Raw genomic sequence first — 20,307 nt, 5'->3', positions numbered from 1 at the left:
CTTTTTTCAAGCAGAATAATACTACTAAAAAACAAGTAAAGCATACAATGATAAAATTCTACTCATGAAAATCTGTTTTTTGAATTTAACGTAACACTCCACTTGTCCATTTCAACTTGCTATACTCTTCTATTTACCATTAGCAATGCCAACTTTTCAGAAATGAAAATTAAGATAAGGTATTAACTTTCTAGAGTCGCAGCAAAAAAAGCATTCTCGATTAGAAAGAATGCTTTTTTGAAATTTAATTGCTCTATATTCCCCCCAATTTATACCTTTGAGTTAAGCAAACATATAATAAATTTAGTGAAAAAATTCACCTTATAATTAAGTGTTATTTCTGAAATACATGTTTTACTTTTTCACCTGGAACATTACTTCCTCCTCTTCCTTTTACATCTTCAATCATCATGGTAACAATCATGTCTGGCGCATTTGCATCGAAAGCTGCGAACCATCCCAGTTCTTTTCCGTCTGCTTCTTTCGACTCTTTCAGTTCTGCTGTACCAGTTTTACCAGCAAGCGTTACACCATCAACCTTTGCAATCCTCCCTGCGCCATCAGGGTCATTAATGACTTTGATTAATGCACTCTTTAATATGTCTTGATTCTTTTTAGAAACCACATTTTCTTTCCAATTCCCCGCTACTTTTGCTTCTTTTAAAAGATGAGGCGACGGAATATTCCCTTCATTCACAATCGGTGCATATGTTAATGCTAAATGAAGTGGCGTCATTAATACTTGTCCTTGTCCATAGCCTGTGTCTGCTAGTTGGATATCGTTTTTTATCCCATCTTTTGCAATGATTGAAATAGGAAATTCGTATTCGATTGGTAATTTTTCATGAAAACCGTATTTCTTCAGTTCATTTACATACTGATCTTTTCCTATTTTCAAAGCTTGTTGAGCAAAATAAATATTATCAGAGTACTTCATTGCCTTATCAAAATCAATTGGACTTGCATCCTTCACACGCGTTACATAGTAATTTCCCCAAGATGAATCTTTTGTCCACTTCAATCCTTGAATTTTAAATTCTTCCTTCGGATTTATTGTGTTTGTTTCCAAACCAATTGCACCTGTGATCGTTTTAAATACGGAACCTGGTACAATTGCTTGTGTAAAGCGATTCGTCATTGGTAGTTTCGAGTCGTTACTCCATGCTTCTCGTTGGGCTTTCGATGCTCCTCTAACTATTATATTTGGATTATAAGCAGGGCTACTTACAAGTGCGATTGTTTCACCTGTTTTAGGATTAATCGCTGCACTAGACCCTGCTTCAGTTTTCATCTCATTAAAGATTTTTTCTTGAATTGCAGCATCAATTGTTAACGTAACATTTTCTCCTTCTTTTGCTTCTTTTTTTGCTACGTTTTTAATCTCTTTCCCATTCTCATCTTCTATAAATACGCGTCCACCCTTTTCACCACGCAATTTATTTTCTAACACTTTCTCTAAACCGGTCTTACCTACTAAATCATCTGCTTGATAACCTTGTTTTTGAAGTGATTTTAACTCCTCCGCATTCACCTTTCCTATATATCCAGTTAAGTGTGCCGCTGCTTCACCTAATGGATACGTACGAATATTTACTGGGCGAGATGAAACTCCTTCTAATTCAATATAATCATTCTGTCTGGTTCCCTCTTTTAAAATACCAATTGGTACAAAGGAGTCTCGTTTTATCCATTTTGCTGTGAGTTTTTGTTCGACCTCTTCTATAGACATATCAAGTAATTGTGCTACTATTTCTTTCGTTTGCGCTGCTGTTTCGCCTAGTTTCTCTGGAATAATTCCAACCTCAGTTGCTTTACCATTCGTTGCAAGCCCTTTTCCATTTCGATCATATATTTCTCCGCGTTTTCCTTGCTCTATTTGCATACGTACTTTGTAATCTTTTTTCATACCTGGGAAGATGAAGTCTGGTGTCCAATCTATTTTCCAAGACTCTTTATCTTTCACAAGTTTTGCTTCATGGATGAATGAAACTGGTCCTACATCCGTATCCATCTTAACTTCAAAAAGAAAAAGCTCTTTATCTTTCGTATTCTCTCCTTTCATTTTAACTTTTAAATTATTAGCTCCAATCCCCTCATAGATTTTTTGATATTTTTCTGTGAATTCTTTTTTAGAAATCGATTTTTTGGCATGATCTGATAAATGATCATACATATTTGCAAACTTTTTATCATTCCATAAATTAATATATTCTTCAAATGCTTGTTTTGGCGGTTCGTTTTTATTACATCCTACCAACATAACTGCGAAACAAATGAAAAACAGCATCCATAATTTTTTCAATTCAATCTTCTCCCTTAATTAAAAATCATTATTCCTTTCTTAATTTATTAAATAAAAAATGTTTCAACGCTTAATAGACATTGTAAGTAATGACATTGTTCCATATTTACAAAAAAATTAATATCTATGTTCATTTTAATACAAAAAAGCAGGCATAAATATATGCCTGCCTTCCGTTCCCAAAATCAATTACACCTAAAACAACGTGTGGTTAACCAAATCCAGATACTCTTCTACACCCTATTTTTTACTTTTCTAAAATAATTCCTGCTATTTCATTAGCATATTTTTTAGAGTCAAATCCATCATAGTTACTTAGTACTACAACAGTCAAATATTCTTTTGGAAACCGCATGAAGTATGAACGATAACCTGCCCAGCTACCTGAATGTTCCAAGTATCGACAGTTAAAACCTTCTGCAAGCCTTAGCCCAAAAGCATAATCTTCATTGTCAATAATTGTTTCCCCAGTTGGAGAAATTTCCGGACCTATTTCGCTCATTCTTTTAACAAGTTCTTTTCCGCCAACGGTACCTGTAGTTAAATTTTCTCCCCACTTTACCAGGTCTTCGACTGTTGCATGAACTGCCCCATCACCTGTATGTTCCCAAGGGCTTTCATAGACCATATATGCTCCTTGTTCATTCTTTGAATACCCCCTAGCAATTGATATAGTAGTTGGGTAGCAATCTACAATTGTTGTGTCTTTCATATTTAAAGAATCAAAAATACGTTCTTTTGCAAACTGACGTAAAGACTTGCCGCTTACCTTCTCTACCACTAGTGACAATAAAAAATATCCTGTATTGCTATACTCAAATTTTGTGCCAACAGGGAACCTTGCAATTTGATGATTTTTAAGGTGCTTTAGCGATTCTTCCACAGTTAATATATCAGTAAATTTAATATTTTCTGCTTGAGCCAATTCCATATAATCAACTAGTTCACCAGTGTGATGAATTAGATGTCTCAATGTTACAGGTTCAGCATATGCACCTATAGAAGGGACAAATTTTACAATTGAATCATCTAAGCTCAATTTCCTCTCTTGTTCTAAGAGTAATATAGAAAATGCTGTGAATTGTTTAGAAACTGAGGCGATATTAAAAACGCTCTTTGTGGTTATCGGTAGATCTTCCTCTATAGAAGCTAAGCCAACTGCACCTTTATACGTTACTCCGCTATCAAAACTAGCAATATATGCAAAGCCAGGAGCTTTTGGTGAAAACTTTTTTATTAATTGTTTAATCAATGTATGCGTCTTTTCATTATATGTATTATTCATCTTAATCACATCCCCTTCCCTTTAAATGATTAGAAATATGTTATCCTGTTATCTTTTTCAATTACACATCTTACTTCAACTCAAAACAACATATTTTATACTTGACTACAATCAAGCACCGTCACACTGATTTCTTTAGTTTCTAAATTCTTCTCTTTATAGAGAGCTTTAATTTAGTGAGTATTATTATCCCCGAATTTACGAAATTCCCTCTTTCAATTCTAAAATTACTCATGGCAACTTAATAGATATTTTCTAAATTGGGTCAATAACATATAAATCAAAGATGTTATTGACCCAAATACCTATTTTACTTTTAGATTTAGAACCGATGTACTAACAAATACGAAAACTATTTACCAGCCCTTTGTAAAGATAGGTTTCAATAAAACATTCATCTACCTTAAACCTTGTTTCAAATTTAGTTATAGTCTACACATTTTATAGTCTTCGTCTATAGTGTTTTACTTTTTCGATATGAGAATCCAAATAACCTTTTTAAACAACTTTGTTCACAAAAAAGTAGAAGCGTTCCAAATCTTTATTTTTCATTGTAGTTTCAAATGTGGGATTGGGTAGTGATGTTCTGCATTATCTGTAAGTTCCCCATTAACTTCAGCTAACTAGTTCAAGTGGGAGAGTCATGAAAGTAATCCTATATCTTTTGCCTTTTGTACTGCTTCTTCTCGATTTTTAACTCCTAGCTTCTCATAGAGATTGGAGGCATAATTTCTTACTGTTCCGTTTGACAAGTAAAGTGTCGAAGCTATTGTTTTATAACGGCTTCCTTGTGATAATAGTTCCAAAATCTCTAATTCTCTTTTCGTCAAGCCATACTCTATTCCATCTGATCGTGATTCAAATAATCCTGTTTCTTTATTCTCTTCCCACATCCTATGGAATAAGTCATGAGTAATCATCGCCCCTCCTCGATAGACTAGACGAATTGATTCAGCTAGTTCACGCGAATCTATGGATTTCAATACATATCCATCCGCACCATTTCGTATGATTTCTTTTGCCCTTTCTGTATTCTGGAAGGTTGACAGAATGAGTACACGAATCTCCGGCCATTTTTTCTTAATCATTTTAGTTGCATGAATCCCATCCAGATTTGGCATCTCTAAATCCATTAATACTACATCTGGTTTTAGTCTCCCGCACAATTCCAAAGCCTGTTCTCCATCTTCAGCCATTCCCACTACTTGTAAATCCTCCAGTCCACTCAAAATTGTATGAAGACTTTCTCGGATAAAAGAATGATCATCGACAATACACAGGCGAATTTGTTCGTTAGCCAATTGTACTTGTTTCGGTAAAACACATGAAATTAATGTCCCTTCCCCTTTTTTGGAATAAACAATGACTCTTCCTTGTGAATGACTTACACGCTCTTTCATTGCAGTTAATCCAAAGCCATCCTTCCACTCTTCTACCCCACAGCCATTATCCTGTACATCCAATCTTATCTGTTGTGGTTCAAAATGAAGTGACACAATGATTTCTGTGGAATGCCCATGGCGAACAGCATTTGTTAGTGATTCCTGCAAGCTCCGATATAGTGTCATTTTTGATTGTTTGGAGACCATATACTCTTCCCCTATTATTCGAGTACGTACATTTACTTTTGCATGTTTCTTAAATTCCTCTGTCAATTGTTGTAGTGTGGTAGCTAAGGGAAGCGACTCTTGTGATAAATCTAATTGGTGTAAATACAGTCTTACTTCTTCCATACTGTTACGGGCCAATTGTAATAATGAATCTAGCTGTTGCTCTCCTTCTTTAGACTTTAATTCCATACGCAATGTTTCCATCCCCATAATAATTGAAGTATAGGAATGTCCCATCGTATCGTGTAAGTCTTTTGAGAGCCTATCACGTTCCTCCAGTAATGTAATCCGCTCAACTTGGGATACGTACTGTTCCAATACATGTTTCTGGTTCCGAATTATTTCACTTTGACGGTAATTAATAGCCAGTAAACGAAAGAAAGAGCCCATAGCAAAAGCTAAACTGAGTTGTAGGATGATTACCCATAAATCTGTCACTTTAGAAAATATCGCAATGAGCAACGGGAACAAAATAATTGTGATAGGACCCGACCAGCGGTAAGATTTATGAACGCTATTTGCCGCAATCATAAAAGTTGGCATTAAAAAAGCAAGATACGCTAACGGAAATAATAAAGTTAAATAGAAACAAACTCCGCCAAATAATATTATTTCAGTAAATAAATAATAGCGATAGCTGAACATTAAACAAATCCAAGGTACTGAAAATGAAACGACTTCCCAAAGGATTATGATCCAAAGTGGTACTGTCAAATGATCTTGTTGTTGGATAGTCGTTGATATCAATGATAGCCAAACAATAAAGCGCATACAAAGTAAGGCCCAATCATACCAAAACCATAGTTTTAAAGTCTTAAACAAATTATCACTCCTTTATAGCTTTAAACATGAAACGCGTGTACATTCCAATAATTCGAACTAAGCTGTTTCCAATAAGATTATGTATCCAGATGAGAATGAAACCAGCAATCATGACAAAAATTGCTGTCTCCCATGAATTTACTGCAATGCCCAATAAGTATATATTAAAATATTGAAAAAGTAAGGGGGTAACGATACATCCTAGTGGTATTACATACAGTAAAACAGCACATATAAGACTCATTATTCCAACAAAAATTTTCTGCATGAGCCAAAAAATAGCCCTCCAGTTGCTATTATTGAGGATTGTATCTATCGCTTTAATCCATTTATCTCCTTCCTCTTTTTTTCTTGGTTCGAATAAATCTATCGATATATCTGTATAAACCTTCGTTTGAATGCGTTCATACTGAACAAACGTGTGAGTTGTTTGTAGTACCCACGCTAATAAGGGAATACCCAAAAAAATAATCGTCATTACTAATGCAAATGTAATGCTGACCAGATAGAAACAAAAGTAAAAAAAACCGGATACAAAGGTAAATAACAAGAAATAAAAATCTTGCAAAGTTTTTTGAGCTGATGCTTTTATCATTAAAATCTCTCCTCCTCATTCGTTGCTAATGTGTTAAAAACTACTTTTTTAATCCTAAGTATTTTTCTGTCACATACGTTAGTGTCAAAATGTCACGGTTTGTATGACATAACCATCAATACAGCCTTATTTACTCAATTTTTGTTGTTTTTTATAAACATGACAGAAGTTTACTATCGACTATGACTCGCCGCTTGTTATACTCTGTTCATACGCTAATTCTTTATGTTAAAGATAAGATTGTGTTCCCAATCTTATCTTTTTTCTTTGCAAATTTTTTGGTACAAAAAAGGAATCCTTATAATAAGGATTCCTAAAAGAAACGACGTACCCTAATCAATTTCTTAATTTAGTTCATCACACGTATAAAGTAAACTTTAATCAGCCCTCACCAATCAGTTTTTTACGGGCAACCCACCCAGCCTAACTTCTTTGTTTTCGCTGCATTTTGAGGTTGAGCTCTTATTGTCCGTTAATGTGGGATAAATTCCTTAGTTCCTCATTTTATCTAATTAGGGAGAATTTTATTTTGTTTACTTAATGTTAATGTGCTTCTATCCCACATCGTCTCTAATTTGAAAACATTTATTTTATCTAATAATCCTTTAATAAAATAACCTAACTGACATTTCTAAACAACACTATTGACACTTAACACTATCATCAATACTACACTTCGTTGAGCCACATTATTACAAATTTATTGATGTAGTTGAGATGGACTCACTTTTTGAATTTGAACAAGTATATCAAACGCTTTACCTAATGATATATCAACAGTTTTTGGTATATCAGGCCCTTCGGTAGTTATTCCAGCGAAAATTGGATGTTGTTCGTTTAACCAAGTTTTTGTCACGCCGTTTGCCTTACGTAAATCAATAAAAAATTGATCTTTTTTAACTTGTCCAAAGATGTAGTTATAACTGTTTGAATCATCCGATTTTAATGTTCCATAGGGGCCAAATTCACCATTGCTATTCTTGACATTATATTGTCCTTCATAAACTGACGTTCCAATAGATACGTACCGTTTTCCATAATATTCTGCTAAATGCTGCCCAGCTACTTTAGGATATATAAAAGGAAGCATATTTGTTTTCGAAACGTGTCCATTATGTCCCCATACAATGGTTTTTCCTAAATGTTCTTCGGTCCACTTCGCATTTTCATACATTGCAATATCATGTTTCAAATAAAAATCCGATGGTTTATCAGGAGGTGACGCTAACATTGTAGTAAACTGTTCAATAATACGAGCATTTTGTTTTATCCATGCAAACTCTTTAGATTCTCCATTTATATAGCTTTTATTTTCCTCTAATAAAGCACTAATTTGTGTAGCATCTAAAACATACTTTTCTTTTTCTTCTTTCGTAAGGCTTTCAAAAGTATTCATATCCTTTGTTACAGGAATAAGACCTTTTATCTTCTCTTCTACTCTAGACAACAGTTTTGAATTGTTCGCTTTAATATATTCTATTATATTATTATAAACATTCTCGTTTACTGATTGAATGTCCATCCCGATGATACGTACTTTAGATTTATGTTTTGGATTAGCATTATATTGCCGAATCCAATCAAGTAAAGCTAGCATTTCTTTCGTCTTAAATGTAGGTGATAAATGTTGGCTTGGGTTTCCTTTACCAGTAAGAACATATCGATCAAGTTCCAAGGCCCTATCCCACCCCTCTTCTAAAACTAGATTGGTAAAGCCCTTTTCAGATACTAAATAATTAACAATACGGTGTTTCATCGTAAAAACTTCATGAGCCCCATGCGTAGCTTCACCTAAACCTACAATGGAAGCTGAACCTACCATATCCTTAAGTGGTTTCAAATCATTAAGAGATGCAGTTGGATTAGTTGTTTTTAAAGGCTTTGCATGTGCTTCTAACGATTTCGCTATTTGATTTGTATTGTAGGGAGCTGTAACAGAAACCTCTGTTTTCGAATCTGCATAAGTATTTCCTACAAAATGAGTCATTGTTATAGCAGAAGCAACAATTGCAATAATTATTTTCTTTTTCATAAAACCCTCCTGAAATACTTACTTATTAGTTTTTTGATATGCTCTAAGGATCCCAGTTTAAACTATTAACCCCCCTATTACTGTTAAGATACATTTATTCTAATTCCTAAAACTCACTTTTTATCTGGTTTTCCTTTTTACCTACTTGCTAAATTCAGCAAGTAAAATACTTTTAAATGGATCAGGACTATCAGCTTTAAAACTGTTCAAATTGACGGCCAATGTATGCTTACCTCCAAGTGTGCCACCAGCAAAAGTGGTAAACCCTGGAACGCCCCCCCTGTGTCCCCATACCGAGTCACCGTTCGGAAGCTTAGTTTCATAGATTCCAAGACCATATCCGGTTCCCTCTCTATTTGTAGGAACTGTAGTAAGCATTTGTTTTAATTGCTGTTCCTTCAGTAATTTGCCACCTAGTAAGTAAGAGAAGAATTTGTTTAAGTCGTCAGCAGTAGAAATCATATCTCCATCCGAGCTACCTGGGTTAATATAAGTAACGTCTTTTAGCTCACTTGCTCCGTCTAGTTGGAAATAGCCACGGGCATGCTTGGTGCCTGGAATCACGCTTGAATTGCCAGGTAGGAATGTATTTGACAAATCAAGCGGTTCAATAATCCGATTTTCAACCTCTTCGGCATAACTGTTGCCAGTTACTTTTTCAATAAGGATCCCCAGTAATACGTATCCTGTATTTGAATAAGACCAACCCTTTCCTGGGGCAAAGTCTGGGGGAAGTGAAATCCCCATTTTGATGAATTCTTCAGCCGTATACGATTTTTTTGTATCCGTAATATCAAAGTCTTTTGAATTTGTATAGTCAGCAATACCACTTGTATGATTCAATATTTGCCGGATCGTAATCTGGTTACCATCATATCCGTTTCCTTGAATAACACCAGGCAACCATTTTTCAATGGAGTCGTCTAGATTCAAACGGTTCTCTCCAGATAATTGAAGTAGAACTGTTGCAATGAACGTCTTCGTTACACTACCAATGCGAAAGCGAAAATCTGTTTCCATTGGTTTCTTGGTGCTCAGGTCCGCTAACCCAGCGGCATAACTCCATGTTTTTCCACCCTCAGAAGTTTTAGCAAGTATTCCAGGATATCCAAGTTGCAATGTATCCCGCATTGCCTCTTTGACGGAATTACGTTCTCTTTGAGTGCTTGTTTGTAGCGAACTAGATACATTTTGCGTAGGTTCTGCTTTTACAATTGATGTTGGTGTTATGTATAACAGGGAACTTCCAGCTATTAAAAGTGCTAGACTTGCACATGTAGTTTTACTGCTTGTTTTCATAAAGCATTCCTCTCCTCTATTTAAATTGTATTGATGGTTGATAGCTATGTCATATGCTAACCACACAGCTATCAACTCTCCCAATGATAAAAGTCAACACTGAATTTGCAATCATCTATGCACCAATTATTTCTACAAACAACTTTCTGACCTAATAAATGATTAATTCCTCTTTTTCAGATGTATGTTAACCTCTGTAATTTCTTCTTTTCTTCCATAGAGTTTTGTTAATGAATTTGTTTTTATATAAATATATAGTATCTATTCCCCCTCTCGTTCTTCTCTACATTTTGATCATACACAATGAAAATCTCTTTTCTCTTACTCCTTTCTTACAAATTCCTTACGCTCAAAACCACTTCTATAATTCGGTGGTTTTTATTTTAAGAAAAACTCAGTTCTATTAACTTGATAGGCTAGGGTACTGCCACATGTCCATCAAATTAGGAACCTGCTTTACCCCAAATGTAAAAAAAACGTTATCCTTTCCTATGATTCTAGAGAAAGAATAACGTTTTTCATGTTACGGAGGATTTTGTTTTATTAGCTTAACAGCATTTACTACCTTAATTTTAAAAAAACTTTAAAATTAAGGTATTTTTTGAACCAGAAAAGGATATTTTCAACTATAAAAACTATGACAAAATTTATCTATTTTTCCTTTTTGCCTACTTGCTAAATTCAGCAAGTAAAATATTTTTAAAAGGATTAGAATGACTAGTTTTATGGCCATTCAAATTGATGGCCAATGTATGCTTGCCTCCAAGTGTGCCTCCAGCAAAAGTAGAAAACCCTGGAGAGGCACCTGCGTGTCCCCATATCGAGACACCGTTTGGAAGTTTAGTTTCATAGATTCCAAGACCATATCTGCCGATTTCAGCAATTCCTGTAGGAACTGTAGTAAGCATTTGTTTTAGTTGCTGTTCCTTCAGTAATTTGCCACTGAGTAAGTAAGAGAAGAATTTGTTTAAATCGTCAGCAGTAGAAATCATATCTCCATCCGAGCTACCTGGGTAAGAATAAGTAACGTCTTTTAGCTCACTTTCTCCGTCATATCTTTCATATCCACGGGCATGTTTGGTACCTGGAATAACAGTTGAATTACCAGGTAGGAATGTATTCGACAATTCGAGCGGTTCAACAATCCGATTTTCAACCTCTTCCGCATAGCTGTTTCCAGTTACTTTTTCAATAAGGATACCCAGTATTACGTATCCTGTGTTTGAATAAGACCAGCCCTTACCTGGAGCAAAGTCTGGTGGAAGAGAAATTCCCATCTTTACTAATTCTTCAGCCGTATACAATTTTTTTGTATCCATAATATCATAGTCTTTTGACTTTAAGTATTCAGCAATCCCACTTGTATGATTCAATATCTGCCGAATCGTAATCTGGTTAGCATCATATCCGTTTCCTTGAATGACGCCAGGCAACCATTTTTCGATGGAGTCATCTAGATTCAAGCGGTTCTCTCCAGCCAATTGAAGTAGAACTGTTGCAATGAATGTCTTCGTCGTACTGCCAATGCGAAAGCGAAAATCTGTTTTCATCGGCTTCTTGGTTCTCAGATCCGCTATCCCGGCGGCATAGCTCCAATTTTTGCCACCCTTAGAAATTTTAGCGAGTATTCCAGGGTATCCAAGTTGGAGTGAATCCCGTATTGCTTTCTTAACGGAAGTACGATCGCTTTGATTACTTGTTTGTAACGAATTAGATACATTTTGATTGGGCTCTGCTTTTACAATTGAGCTTGGTGTTGTATATAACAAAGAACTTCCAGCCATTAAAAGGGTCAGACTTGCCCTCGTAATTTGCCTACTTGTTTTCATAAGATTCTCCCTCTCCTCTATTCATATTGTGTAGATGGTTATTAGCTGTTTCATACTAAGCACACAGCTATCACCTCTATTAAAAGTTTAATATTACATTTGTAATTATCTTGCTAATTATTTTTTCATAAATGCAATTGTATTCTAACAAACGATAAATCCCTCTTTTTCCGCATGTATGTTAACCCTAGAAGAACCACTCTTATTACTGGTTTATTTTTCATAAATAAATCATGCCTATTTCCCCTTTCACGCCTCATTATATTTTTTAACATACACAATGTAGATCTCCCCTCCCCATTTATTGTTAATGCGTTAAAAACTGCTCCTTGATTCTAAATGTTTTTCTGTCACACACGGTAGTGTCAAAATGTCATGACTTTTATGACATAACTATTAATACAGCCTTATCCACTCAATTTTGTTCTCCTTTATAAATATGACAAAAACTCACTACCTACTATGACTGGCCTCTTGCTACACTCTGTTCATACGCTAACGGGTGCTAACTCGTTTCGCTAACAAAAAAAAAATCAATTAAAGGAGCTTACAAAAATGAAACAAGCAATTAACAAACTGGGGATCGTTGCAGTTCTTCTTTCTTCTTCAACAATGATTTCTGCGTGTTCCCAACAATTATTAGAAGCTGAAAAATCAAAACCATTAGCATCCTCAACTAATAATCAAATGATGGAAGGACCTAATAATAAAAAAGAAATAGAATCTTTTGCAGACCCGTTATTTGAAGAAAAAATGAAGAAGTATAATGTGAACGGTTCTAGTTTTGTCGTCGTTCATGATGGAAAGGTCGTTGTCAATAAAGGATATGGATATGCCAATAAAGAAAAGAAAATCCCTGTCACTAAGGACACGGTCTTTCAAATCGCTTCAGTCTCAAAAACCTTTACTGCTTTGGCTGTGATGCAGCAAGTCGATAAAGGAAAGCTTAAACTAGATCAAGATGTACAAAAATACCTTGGTGGATTACAAATTCCTAATCAAACAGGGAAACCTCTCACCCTGTTTGATATGCTTACTTATACTAGCGGGGTAGATTTTCCGGATCTCACAAATATAACTGGACCCGAATACGTTCATAATAGTATACCAATGAAAGAATTTTTCTCTAAGTATATGCCAACGGTGATACGGCCACCAGGGGAAGCTTATACGTATGACAACGTCTCATTTGCGCTCGCAGGGTTTGCAGTAGAAAATGCTACTAACACCCCTTTCTCAAAATATATGGAAAAAAATATTTTCAAACCATTAGATATGGAATCTACGAGTATGAGTTTTACGCCTGACCTTCTCAAAAGAATGGCTACACATTATGGTCCCACAGGTGATCCGATTCCGACAAGTGGGAGCGGTTTAAGGGATACACCACAAGGAGGCATTTTATCTACTGCGGAAGACATGTCAAAATACATGATTATGCAACTACAGAAAGGAACGTTTAAAGACAAAGAAATTGTAAGTAAAAAAGGCATAGATATGATGCATGCCTATCAAGTTTTTGATGATAAGACAGTCCCTGTTGCGACAATTGGATTTGAAACGCCTTTTAATAAATTTGCTAACGGTCAACATGTTGTAATGAAAGGTGGAAGTATGCCTGGGCATCAATCACTGCTGATTTTAGTGCCTGAACAAAAAACAGCATTCTTCATGTCTTACAATAATGATTCAATGATGAGTATAGACATATATGAAGCTCTCATGGATCACTATTTCCCCGCTAAGAAGAATGAAGTAAAAACAAGTTATCTCCCGTTAGAGGAAAAAGAGGCTCATAAATACTTGGGTTTATTCCAGAATACGCGTTTCGCTGCCATTCGCACTCATTTTACTTATGAAAATGGGAATTTGATCATGGAGGGTGGAACAACGGGAAAACAAGTTCTCAAAATGATTCATCCATTGTTATTTGAGGATTCAGAAGGCAATAAAGTCGCTTTCAAAAAGAATTCAGCAGGAGAAATCACATATTTTCACTACACCTCTCCTAAAAGCCTTGATTTTGTAGCAGATGCTCAGAAAATTAACAACAAATCACCGTTTGATGACGTGCCAGCAAAGAGTAAATATAGAAGTCACATTGATAACCTTCATGCTCTAAACATTATGGGTGCTAAAACAGATAATCTATTTAATCCGATGGACACCATGACACAAGGAGAATTTGCGGATATGCTGTTACTTGCTCACGGATGGAACGGTTTTCCAGACGAATCCAAGGAGGCCAGGGAAAAAATGATGAATGGAATTCCAGAGTATAATCGTGCTACCCCGATTACACGACAGGTCGCAGCAACCATGATTCAAAACGTAAAGCAAATTCAAGACTTGAAAATGATTCAAAATGATAAATCTAGTAAAGTTAAATTACTTGATGCCGCAGATGATTGGGCAGTCCAATCTATTCAAGCACTTGCCTCCCAAGGAATTCTAGACCCTGATACTTCCATCAACGCTGACGGATCTTTTATGTTCCGTCCGAAAGATGTGTTACTGCGTCAAGAAGCAAGTTCCTTGCTGGATTTAGCTTTTGGTTATTATTCATTACCTATTAAACGACAGTAGATATTTATTCTAATTTAAATAATAAAAAAATAGGATGCTAGTACCTTATCAATATTAAGCTAAAATAAAACAAGAAATTTAACTTTATAAGATTTTTATAAAAATACAAACGATTCGAAGCATAACTCTATATATTTGAAATTTTTGTATTAAAAAAGGAACCTATTAGGAAATATGATAGGTTCCTTCCTTTAATTTAATAGACGTTATACACTGTAAATATGGTGAGTTAGATCTTCAACCTCTTCTAAAACAATTCTCTTAAAAGATAGAAATCTTACATGCTTGTAAGGTAAATGTAAGACAATTCAATATGAGGACTATAATACTTTAGATTAAATTATATGTAGCCAATAAAAGAATAGGAGATAACAACTATGAGTATATTAACAGTCCGTAACTTAAGTAAAATTTATAATACAGGAAAAGTATCTTATAAAGCTCTTTCCAATATTGATTTGACAATACAAAAAGGAGAATTTGTAGGAATTATGGGAGCATCAGGCAGTGGCAAATCAACTTTACTGAATATGATTTCTACTATTGATGCACCAACATCAGGAGAAGTATTTATTAACGAAAAAAATCCCCATTGTTTATCTTCTAATGATTTAGCATTATTTAGACGCCGTGAACTAGGCTTTGTCTTTCAATCCTTTAACCTTATGAATACTCTAACTGTAAAAGAGAATATTGTTTTACCACTTACATTAGATAGTGTAAGTTTGAATGAAATGAACAACAAAGTAGAAGTTATTTCTAAAAAACTGGGGATTGAACAGATTTTAAATAAAAGAACCTATGAAATTTCAGGAGGACAAGCTCAACGAACCGCCATTGCTCGTGCCCTTATTCATTCTCCTCAATTAATATTAGCAGATGAACCAACAGGAAATTTAGATTCAAAAGCGGCAAATGATGTGATGGAACTCCTAAAGAAATTAAATCAAGATCAACAAGTAACTATGATGTTAGTGACACATGATCCCGTAGCCGCGAGTTACTGTGATCGAGTAATCTTCATTAAAGATGGATCTTTTTATAATGAAATTTATTGCGATAACAATCGTTCAAAATTTCACAAAGATATTACAGATGTACTATCTTTACTAGGAGGTAATTAACATGAATTTTCGTCAGCTTGTATATAATAATGTCACTCGTAATAAACGATTATACCTTGGGCATTTTTTGAGTAGTACATTTGCCGTGATGATTCTATTTACTTTTGAATTGCTTGCATTTCATCCTAATTTCACTGGAAATCTTGTATCGACCAGTGAGACCATGAGTTCTTTAAGTACAAAAGGATTTAAAATTGCTCAATATCTAATTATATTTTTCTCCTTCTTTTTCATTCTCTATTCTATTACTATGTTTTTAAAAACAAGGAAAAAGGAATTTGGGATTTTATTACTCCATGGCATGTCTAACGCACAATTAAAAAAGCTAATTTTCATGGAAAATATGTTAATTGGATGTTCTGCAATTATTGTTGGGATTGGACTTGGATTAGTTTTTGGAAAATTAATCTTACTGATTAGTGGTTCCCTTTTCCTGTTAAAAGGTGGGCTTCCATTTCATTTTCCTACTAAGGCAATTTTAGTGACATCTCTTATGTTTTTTATTTTATTTATACTTGTCTCTTTTTTCACTGTACGAGTAATGAAGGTATCACAGCTAATTGAACTCATGAAATCTGAAGAAAAACCAAAAGCGGAACCAAAGTCATCTAAATGGCTAGCTTTCTTCTCAATTCTTTGTATTTGCATTGGATATTCTTCAGCGTTTTATTTAAATATAGCATTAAAAAAAGGAATTGAGATATATGTTCTATTACTATGTGTTTTCTTAACTGTATTAGGAACATACTTTTTATTTACTCAGCTCAGCTTTTATGTCATTACAATATTGAAAAATCGTCAATACACTTTCTTTAAAAAAACCAATATGTTAATGATTTCAGAGCTAACATATCGAATGACAGATAACGCACGAACACTCTTTCTAGTAAGTATACTTTCCGCAGTTGCCTTTACCTCTATTGGTGCTTGCCTTTCTATTGGAAATGGCGCATTAGCGGAAGTTAACAGTCCTTATGCATTTGAATATAAATCATATAAACACAACAAGGAGGAGGCATTTCATATTTCTCAAATAGAGAAACAATTACATAATGATGGATTCTCATATAAATTAGTAACTTCTACTGGTTTTAATACAACAAGTCACGCAACACCAATTATGAAACTGACTGATTACAACGCAACTGCCAAAACACTAGGATACCCAGCAGAAACGTTAAATAAGGAAACAGACAGTCTAATCCTACCATCAAAAATGTATCTGAGAGTAGCTCCTCAAGAGAAATTAAAGAAACTGTCTTCATCCCTTACACTGGAACACGGTAATATGAATTATAATTTTTCTGGTAATAAAATATTAATGGATAATATTATCAGCCCATCTGATAATTTTTCTGTCGTTGTTTCGGATTCAATGTACGAAACAATACTCAATACACAGTTAGGAGAAGCAACGGTCGATCAGTATATAGACTATCGTTTTTTAATTAAAAACATGTATGAAACAGCAGATATGGCTAAAAAACTTACAAAGATAATTCCAAATGATTATAGAAGCGGACGCCCACCTTTTATATTTGATTCCCCGGTATTAAAATGGTTAGAAGGTAAACAAGTGAATGCGATACTATCTATTCTCAGTGTACTAGTAGGTGTTGTATTTTTTATATTTACAATTAGTTTCTTATACTTCCGTTTATTTACAGATTTAGATCGAGATAAAAGCCAATTTCAAATGCTTTCTAAATTAGGGTTAACTAAAAGAGAGATAAAAAAAATTGTAACCCAACAAATTAGTATATTATTTTTTATACCTATTGTGATTTCTGTTCTTCATAGTAGCGTGGCCTTCTTGGCAATAAGATTTTTAGCACAGAGCAGGCACATAGACTTACCTATTGCAGGAAATTCTATTCTCATATTCACGAGCTTTATTAGTGTACAAATAATTTACTATCTTATTATTAGAAGAAGTTATTTGCGTCAAATACTTCATTCCATAAATTAAAGTGGAAAATGAGAGATATACTGATGGCATTCCGTATATATACCTCTTCCTTAAAGTCACTTTTTTAGTGAGCTAATTAAATTTTTTGTTTTACTTATGAAGTAGCACCACATCTCTATCAAGCTAAGAAATGTAAATACCTCAAAACAAAAAAATGAGCATTCTTACAGTTACTACTGAGAATTCGGCTCATTTTTTTCGTTTTTGGAACAATTAATATCTTAAGTTAATGGATGTATGGCGGTACCCCGTAAATGTCCAATAACCCTAAAATATACAAAATTTGAGAACTATGAAAAAGGGCACTCTTATGAGTGCCCTTTTTAGCAACTAAGTCCGCTGCAGCTACTACCATAACCCATATGAATTTCTCCTGTAAGAGGATATTTTAAGTTCATATTTGATTATTAAAATAAACCGCACCAAAGTTTTCATTAAATCTTTTACACCAAACAGAAACCGCACCATATTCATTTACATCTATCCCTTCAGGAATTTCGTAGTTTTGGTCTCCTTTATTTCCCTTTAATTTTCCTAATTCAATATACTTATAGTTTTTCACGTCTTCATTATTTTTTAAACGATTTGTAGGAACTAATACAACTCGTACATCTGGCCCATTAGATGTTGCAAAATTAGAAAGTCGTAAAACACGTTTTCCATCCGCTAATTGGTGAATTTTTGCCGTTCCGGCTGTTTCATGGACACCGTTTTGAAACTGACCTTCCCTTATTACTCGATCACTTTGCTGCTTTACTTCAGTTGATTGTATCTCTGCTTGTGGCAATGATTCATTTACGTGCTTATCAATAAATAATTTCTCTGGTCGGAACAATGACCATAAAATCCCCAATACAATTATCAAACCGCCTATAAGCCATACATATCTTCTTTTCATAAAGTAAAAAACCTCCTGTAACATACTGTGTAGTAGTATGTTAACAAGAAGGTCTTTCATTTTTCTAACGTAAATGTTACAAAAGTCTTTCAGCCATCTTATTTTTTTACTGATGTGATGGGAAGAGTGAACCAAAATTCACTTCCCTGCTTACCATCTGCGCGATTCCTTACACCAATTTCCCCTTTGTGCATTTCAATTAATGATTTTGCAATAGCTAATCCAAGTCCGGAACCTCCAGATTTTGAACTTCTTGATCGATCTGTTCTAAAAAAACGTTCAAATACACGTAATTGATCATTTGGAGAAATTCCTATTCCTTCATCTCGCAAAGTGAATTGGACCTGCTGAGTTAGTTTATTTTCCACTACAGTCAATTCAATTGTTCCAGAGATAGGAGAATATCGAATTGCATTATGTAATAAATTACCTATGACCCTTTCTATTTTACAAGGCATAATCAAAAGTCGAGGTAATGTATCAGGGACATCCAATTGCACATGGATTTGTTTGTCTCCTAATAAGACAGAATGTGACTCTAATACATCTAATAGAACTTTATCTAAATGTGTGAAACTTGGGTGAAAATCTACTTGCTCAAACTCTAACTTTGAAAGATCAAATAAGTCGTTAATTAATCCGTTTAATCTTTCTATTTCTTTTAAAACCGTTGCTAAGTATTGCTTTTTCATTTCAGGATCTTCAATCAGGTTATCTTGTAATGCTTCTATCATCATTTGCATGCTAGCCATAGGTGTTCGTAAGTCGTGTGAGATATTGGTAATTAGCTCCTTACGAGAGTTTTCCTGTTCCTCTAACTTAGTAAACCCTTCTTCTAATTTTTTTGCCATCTGTTGAAAGGCTGTTGCTAATTCTTTAAACTCACGTGGTTCTTGCCCAATTATATACATTGTTTCAAAGTGTCTATCACTAAATTGTTTCGTCAATTTTATTAAATTTTGTATAGATCTCATGATAGGACGTGTCATTAACCAATAAATAAACGTTGAAATAATGAATGCCACAAATGCAATTACTGTTAATAACCGCGTTTGTTCCGGTTCAAGTAACATTTTGGTCTCACTATACCATATAGCAATTACCATAATACCGGTACTTAATAAATTCATGAGTAACAATTGAATACGTAATCTCACGTTTCATTTCCTCCATTCGGCTCAAAGCGATATCCTATACCCCAAACCGTATGAATCCAACGATTCTTTATCGTATGTTTCTCGAGCTTTTCACGTAAACGACTCACTAATACGGTAACTGTATTTGATGCCCCTTCATGTCCAAAATCCCAAATTAATTCAAGAAGCTGCGAGCGAGAAAATACTTGTTTTGGATGCTTTGCCATGAGATAAAGTACCTCAAACTCTTTCACCGTTAACTCCACTTCCTTATCACAAACAAGTACATATCTTGTCTTTGGATATATTTTTAAATCTGGAAACTCTATCACTTCCAACAGGGATTCTTTCGCTTGTATTGGTACATGACTTCCTCTTCTTAGTATAATTTGAACCCTTAATACTAATTCACGAGGGGAAAATGGCTTTGTTAAATAATCATCCGCCCCCATTGTTAAGCCTAAAATCCGATCCCTTTCTTCTCCCTTAGCAGTTAACATAATAATAGGGACGTTTGATTGTTGACGAATTTCCTCGCATAATTCCCATCCATCTTTTTTTGGCATCATCAAATCTAATATAATTAAATCTGGTTGATATGTAAGAAATAAATCCCAACCTTCTTTACCATTTACAGCAGTATATACTTCATATTCTTCTCTTTCTAAATACCGTTTGCATACTTCTCGAATATTTTCTTCATCTTCTACGATTAAAATTCTTTTCTTCATATACTATCCTCACTTTTTTTCATCAATAACAAAAAAATTTATTTTTTCTATTCTCGAATAAATATATATAAACTGATTGTATCAACAAA

General features: G+C 34.4%; 13 protein-coding genes. 3 read left to right on the top strand and 10 right to left on the bottom strand.

The genetic code is table 11. The features are described 5' to 3' along the window. Nucleotides 1-334 precede the first annotated feature (334 nt). From GBN91_RS24015 to GBN91_RS23985, 7 genes are all read right to left on the bottom strand, one after another. Complete coding sequence (locus GBN91_RS24015; RefSeq protein ID WP_152122532.1) at nt 335-2,302, bottom strand: penicillin-binding transpeptidase domain-containing protein; 1,968 nt, start codon at nt 2,300-2,302, stop codon at nt 335-337. Between the two features lie 247 nt (nt 2,303-2,549). After that, complete coding sequence (locus GBN91_RS24010; RefSeq protein ID WP_152122530.1) at nt 2,550-3,587, bottom strand: serine hydrolase domain-containing protein; 1,038 nt, start codon at nt 3,585-3,587, stop codon at nt 2,550-2,552. A gap of 641 nt (nt 3,588-4,228) precedes the next feature. Next, nucleotides 4,229-6,019, bottom strand: a complete 1,791-nt coding sequence (locus tag GBN91_RS24005) for a helix-turn-helix transcriptional regulator (protein ID WP_152122528.1) — start codon at nt 6,017-6,019, stop codon at nt 4,229-4,231. Nucleotides 6,020-6,023: 4 nt separating this feature from the next. Further along, nucleotides 6,024-6,614: a sensor domain-containing protein gene (locus GBN91_RS24000; RefSeq protein WP_152122526.1), complete on the bottom strand. Its 591-nt coding sequence runs from the start codon at nt 6,612-6,614 to the stop codon at nt 6,024-6,026. Nucleotides 6,615-7,314: 700 nt separating this feature from the next. Then, entirely contained in the window at nt 7,315-8,646 is a 1,332-nt protein-coding gene (locus GBN91_RS23995; RefSeq protein ID WP_152122524.1) for an erythromycin esterase family protein, read from the bottom strand. Between the two features lie 141 nt (nt 8,647-8,787). Further along, nucleotides 8,788-9,945 carry a serine hydrolase domain-containing protein gene (locus tag GBN91_RS23990; RefSeq protein ID WP_152122522.1) on the bottom strand — a complete coding sequence of 386 codons (1,158 nt, stop codon included), beginning with the start codon at nt 9,943-9,945 and terminating at the stop codon, nt 8,788-8,790. Nucleotides 9,946-10,613: 668 nt separating this feature from the next. Next, the gene (locus GBN91_RS23985; protein ID WP_152122520.1) at nt 10,614-11,774 is read right to left on the bottom strand and encodes a serine hydrolase domain-containing protein; all 1,161 of its coding nucleotides are present in this window, start codon (nt 11,772-11,774) and stop codon (nt 10,614-10,616) included. Between the two features lie 555 nt (nt 11,775-12,329). On the opposite strand from GBN91_RS23985, the gene GBN91_RS23980 reads away from it, so the two are divergent. The 3 genes from GBN91_RS23980 to GBN91_RS23970 all read left to right on the top strand — a co-directional run bounded on the left by GBN91_RS23980 (nt 12,330) and on the right by GBN91_RS23970 (nt 17,453). Then, on the top strand, nt 12,330-14,360 hold the full coding sequence (locus GBN91_RS23980) for a serine hydrolase domain-containing protein (RefSeq protein ID WP_152122518.1): 2,031 nt from the start codon (nt 12,330-12,332) through the stop codon (nt 14,358-14,360). A 377-nt stretch (nt 14,361-14,737) separates the two neighbouring features. Continuing rightward, entirely contained in the window at nt 14,738-15,484 is a 747-nt protein-coding gene (locus tag GBN91_RS23975; RefSeq protein ID WP_152122516.1) for an ABC transporter ATP-binding protein, read from the top strand. Nucleotide 15,485: 1 nt separating this feature from the next. Then, nucleotides 15,486-17,453: an ABC transporter permease gene (locus GBN91_RS23970; RefSeq protein WP_152122507.1), complete on the top strand. Its 1,968-nt coding sequence runs from the start codon at nt 15,486-15,488 to the stop codon at nt 17,451-17,453. Between the two features lie 394 nt (nt 17,454-17,847). On the opposite strand, the gene GBN91_RS23965 is transcribed toward GBN91_RS23970, so the two are convergent. From GBN91_RS23965 to GBN91_RS23955, 3 genes are all read right to left on the bottom strand, one after another. Then, nucleotides 17,848-18,351, bottom strand: a complete 504-nt coding sequence (locus tag GBN91_RS23965) for a DM13 domain-containing protein (protein ID WP_113304326.1) — start codon at nt 18,349-18,351, stop codon at nt 17,848-17,850. A gap of 98 nt (nt 18,352-18,449) precedes the next feature. Then, nucleotides 18,450-19,508, bottom strand: a complete 1,059-nt coding sequence (locus GBN91_RS23960) for a sensor histidine kinase (protein WP_113304325.1) — start codon at nt 19,506-19,508, stop codon at nt 18,450-18,452. After that, nucleotides 19,505-20,218 carry a response regulator transcription factor gene (locus GBN91_RS23955; RefSeq protein WP_113304324.1) on the bottom strand — a complete coding sequence of 238 codons (714 nt, stop codon included), beginning with the start codon at nt 20,216-20,218 and terminating at the stop codon, nt 19,505-19,507. Before GBN91_RS23955 ends, GBN91_RS23960 begins: the two co-directional genes overlap by 4 nt. Between the last annotated feature and the right edge of the window lie 89 nt (nt 20,219-20,307).

The sequence above is a fragment of the Bacillus sp. B1-WWTP-T-0.5-Post-4 genome (assembly GCF_009183795.1).
Classification (GTDB): Bacteria; Bacillota; Bacilli; order Bacillales; family Bacillaceae_G; genus Bacillus_A; species Bacillus_A cereus.
Note: the sequence above shows the minus strand (reverse complement) of the source record. Positions and strands in the feature narration are given on the sequence as shown.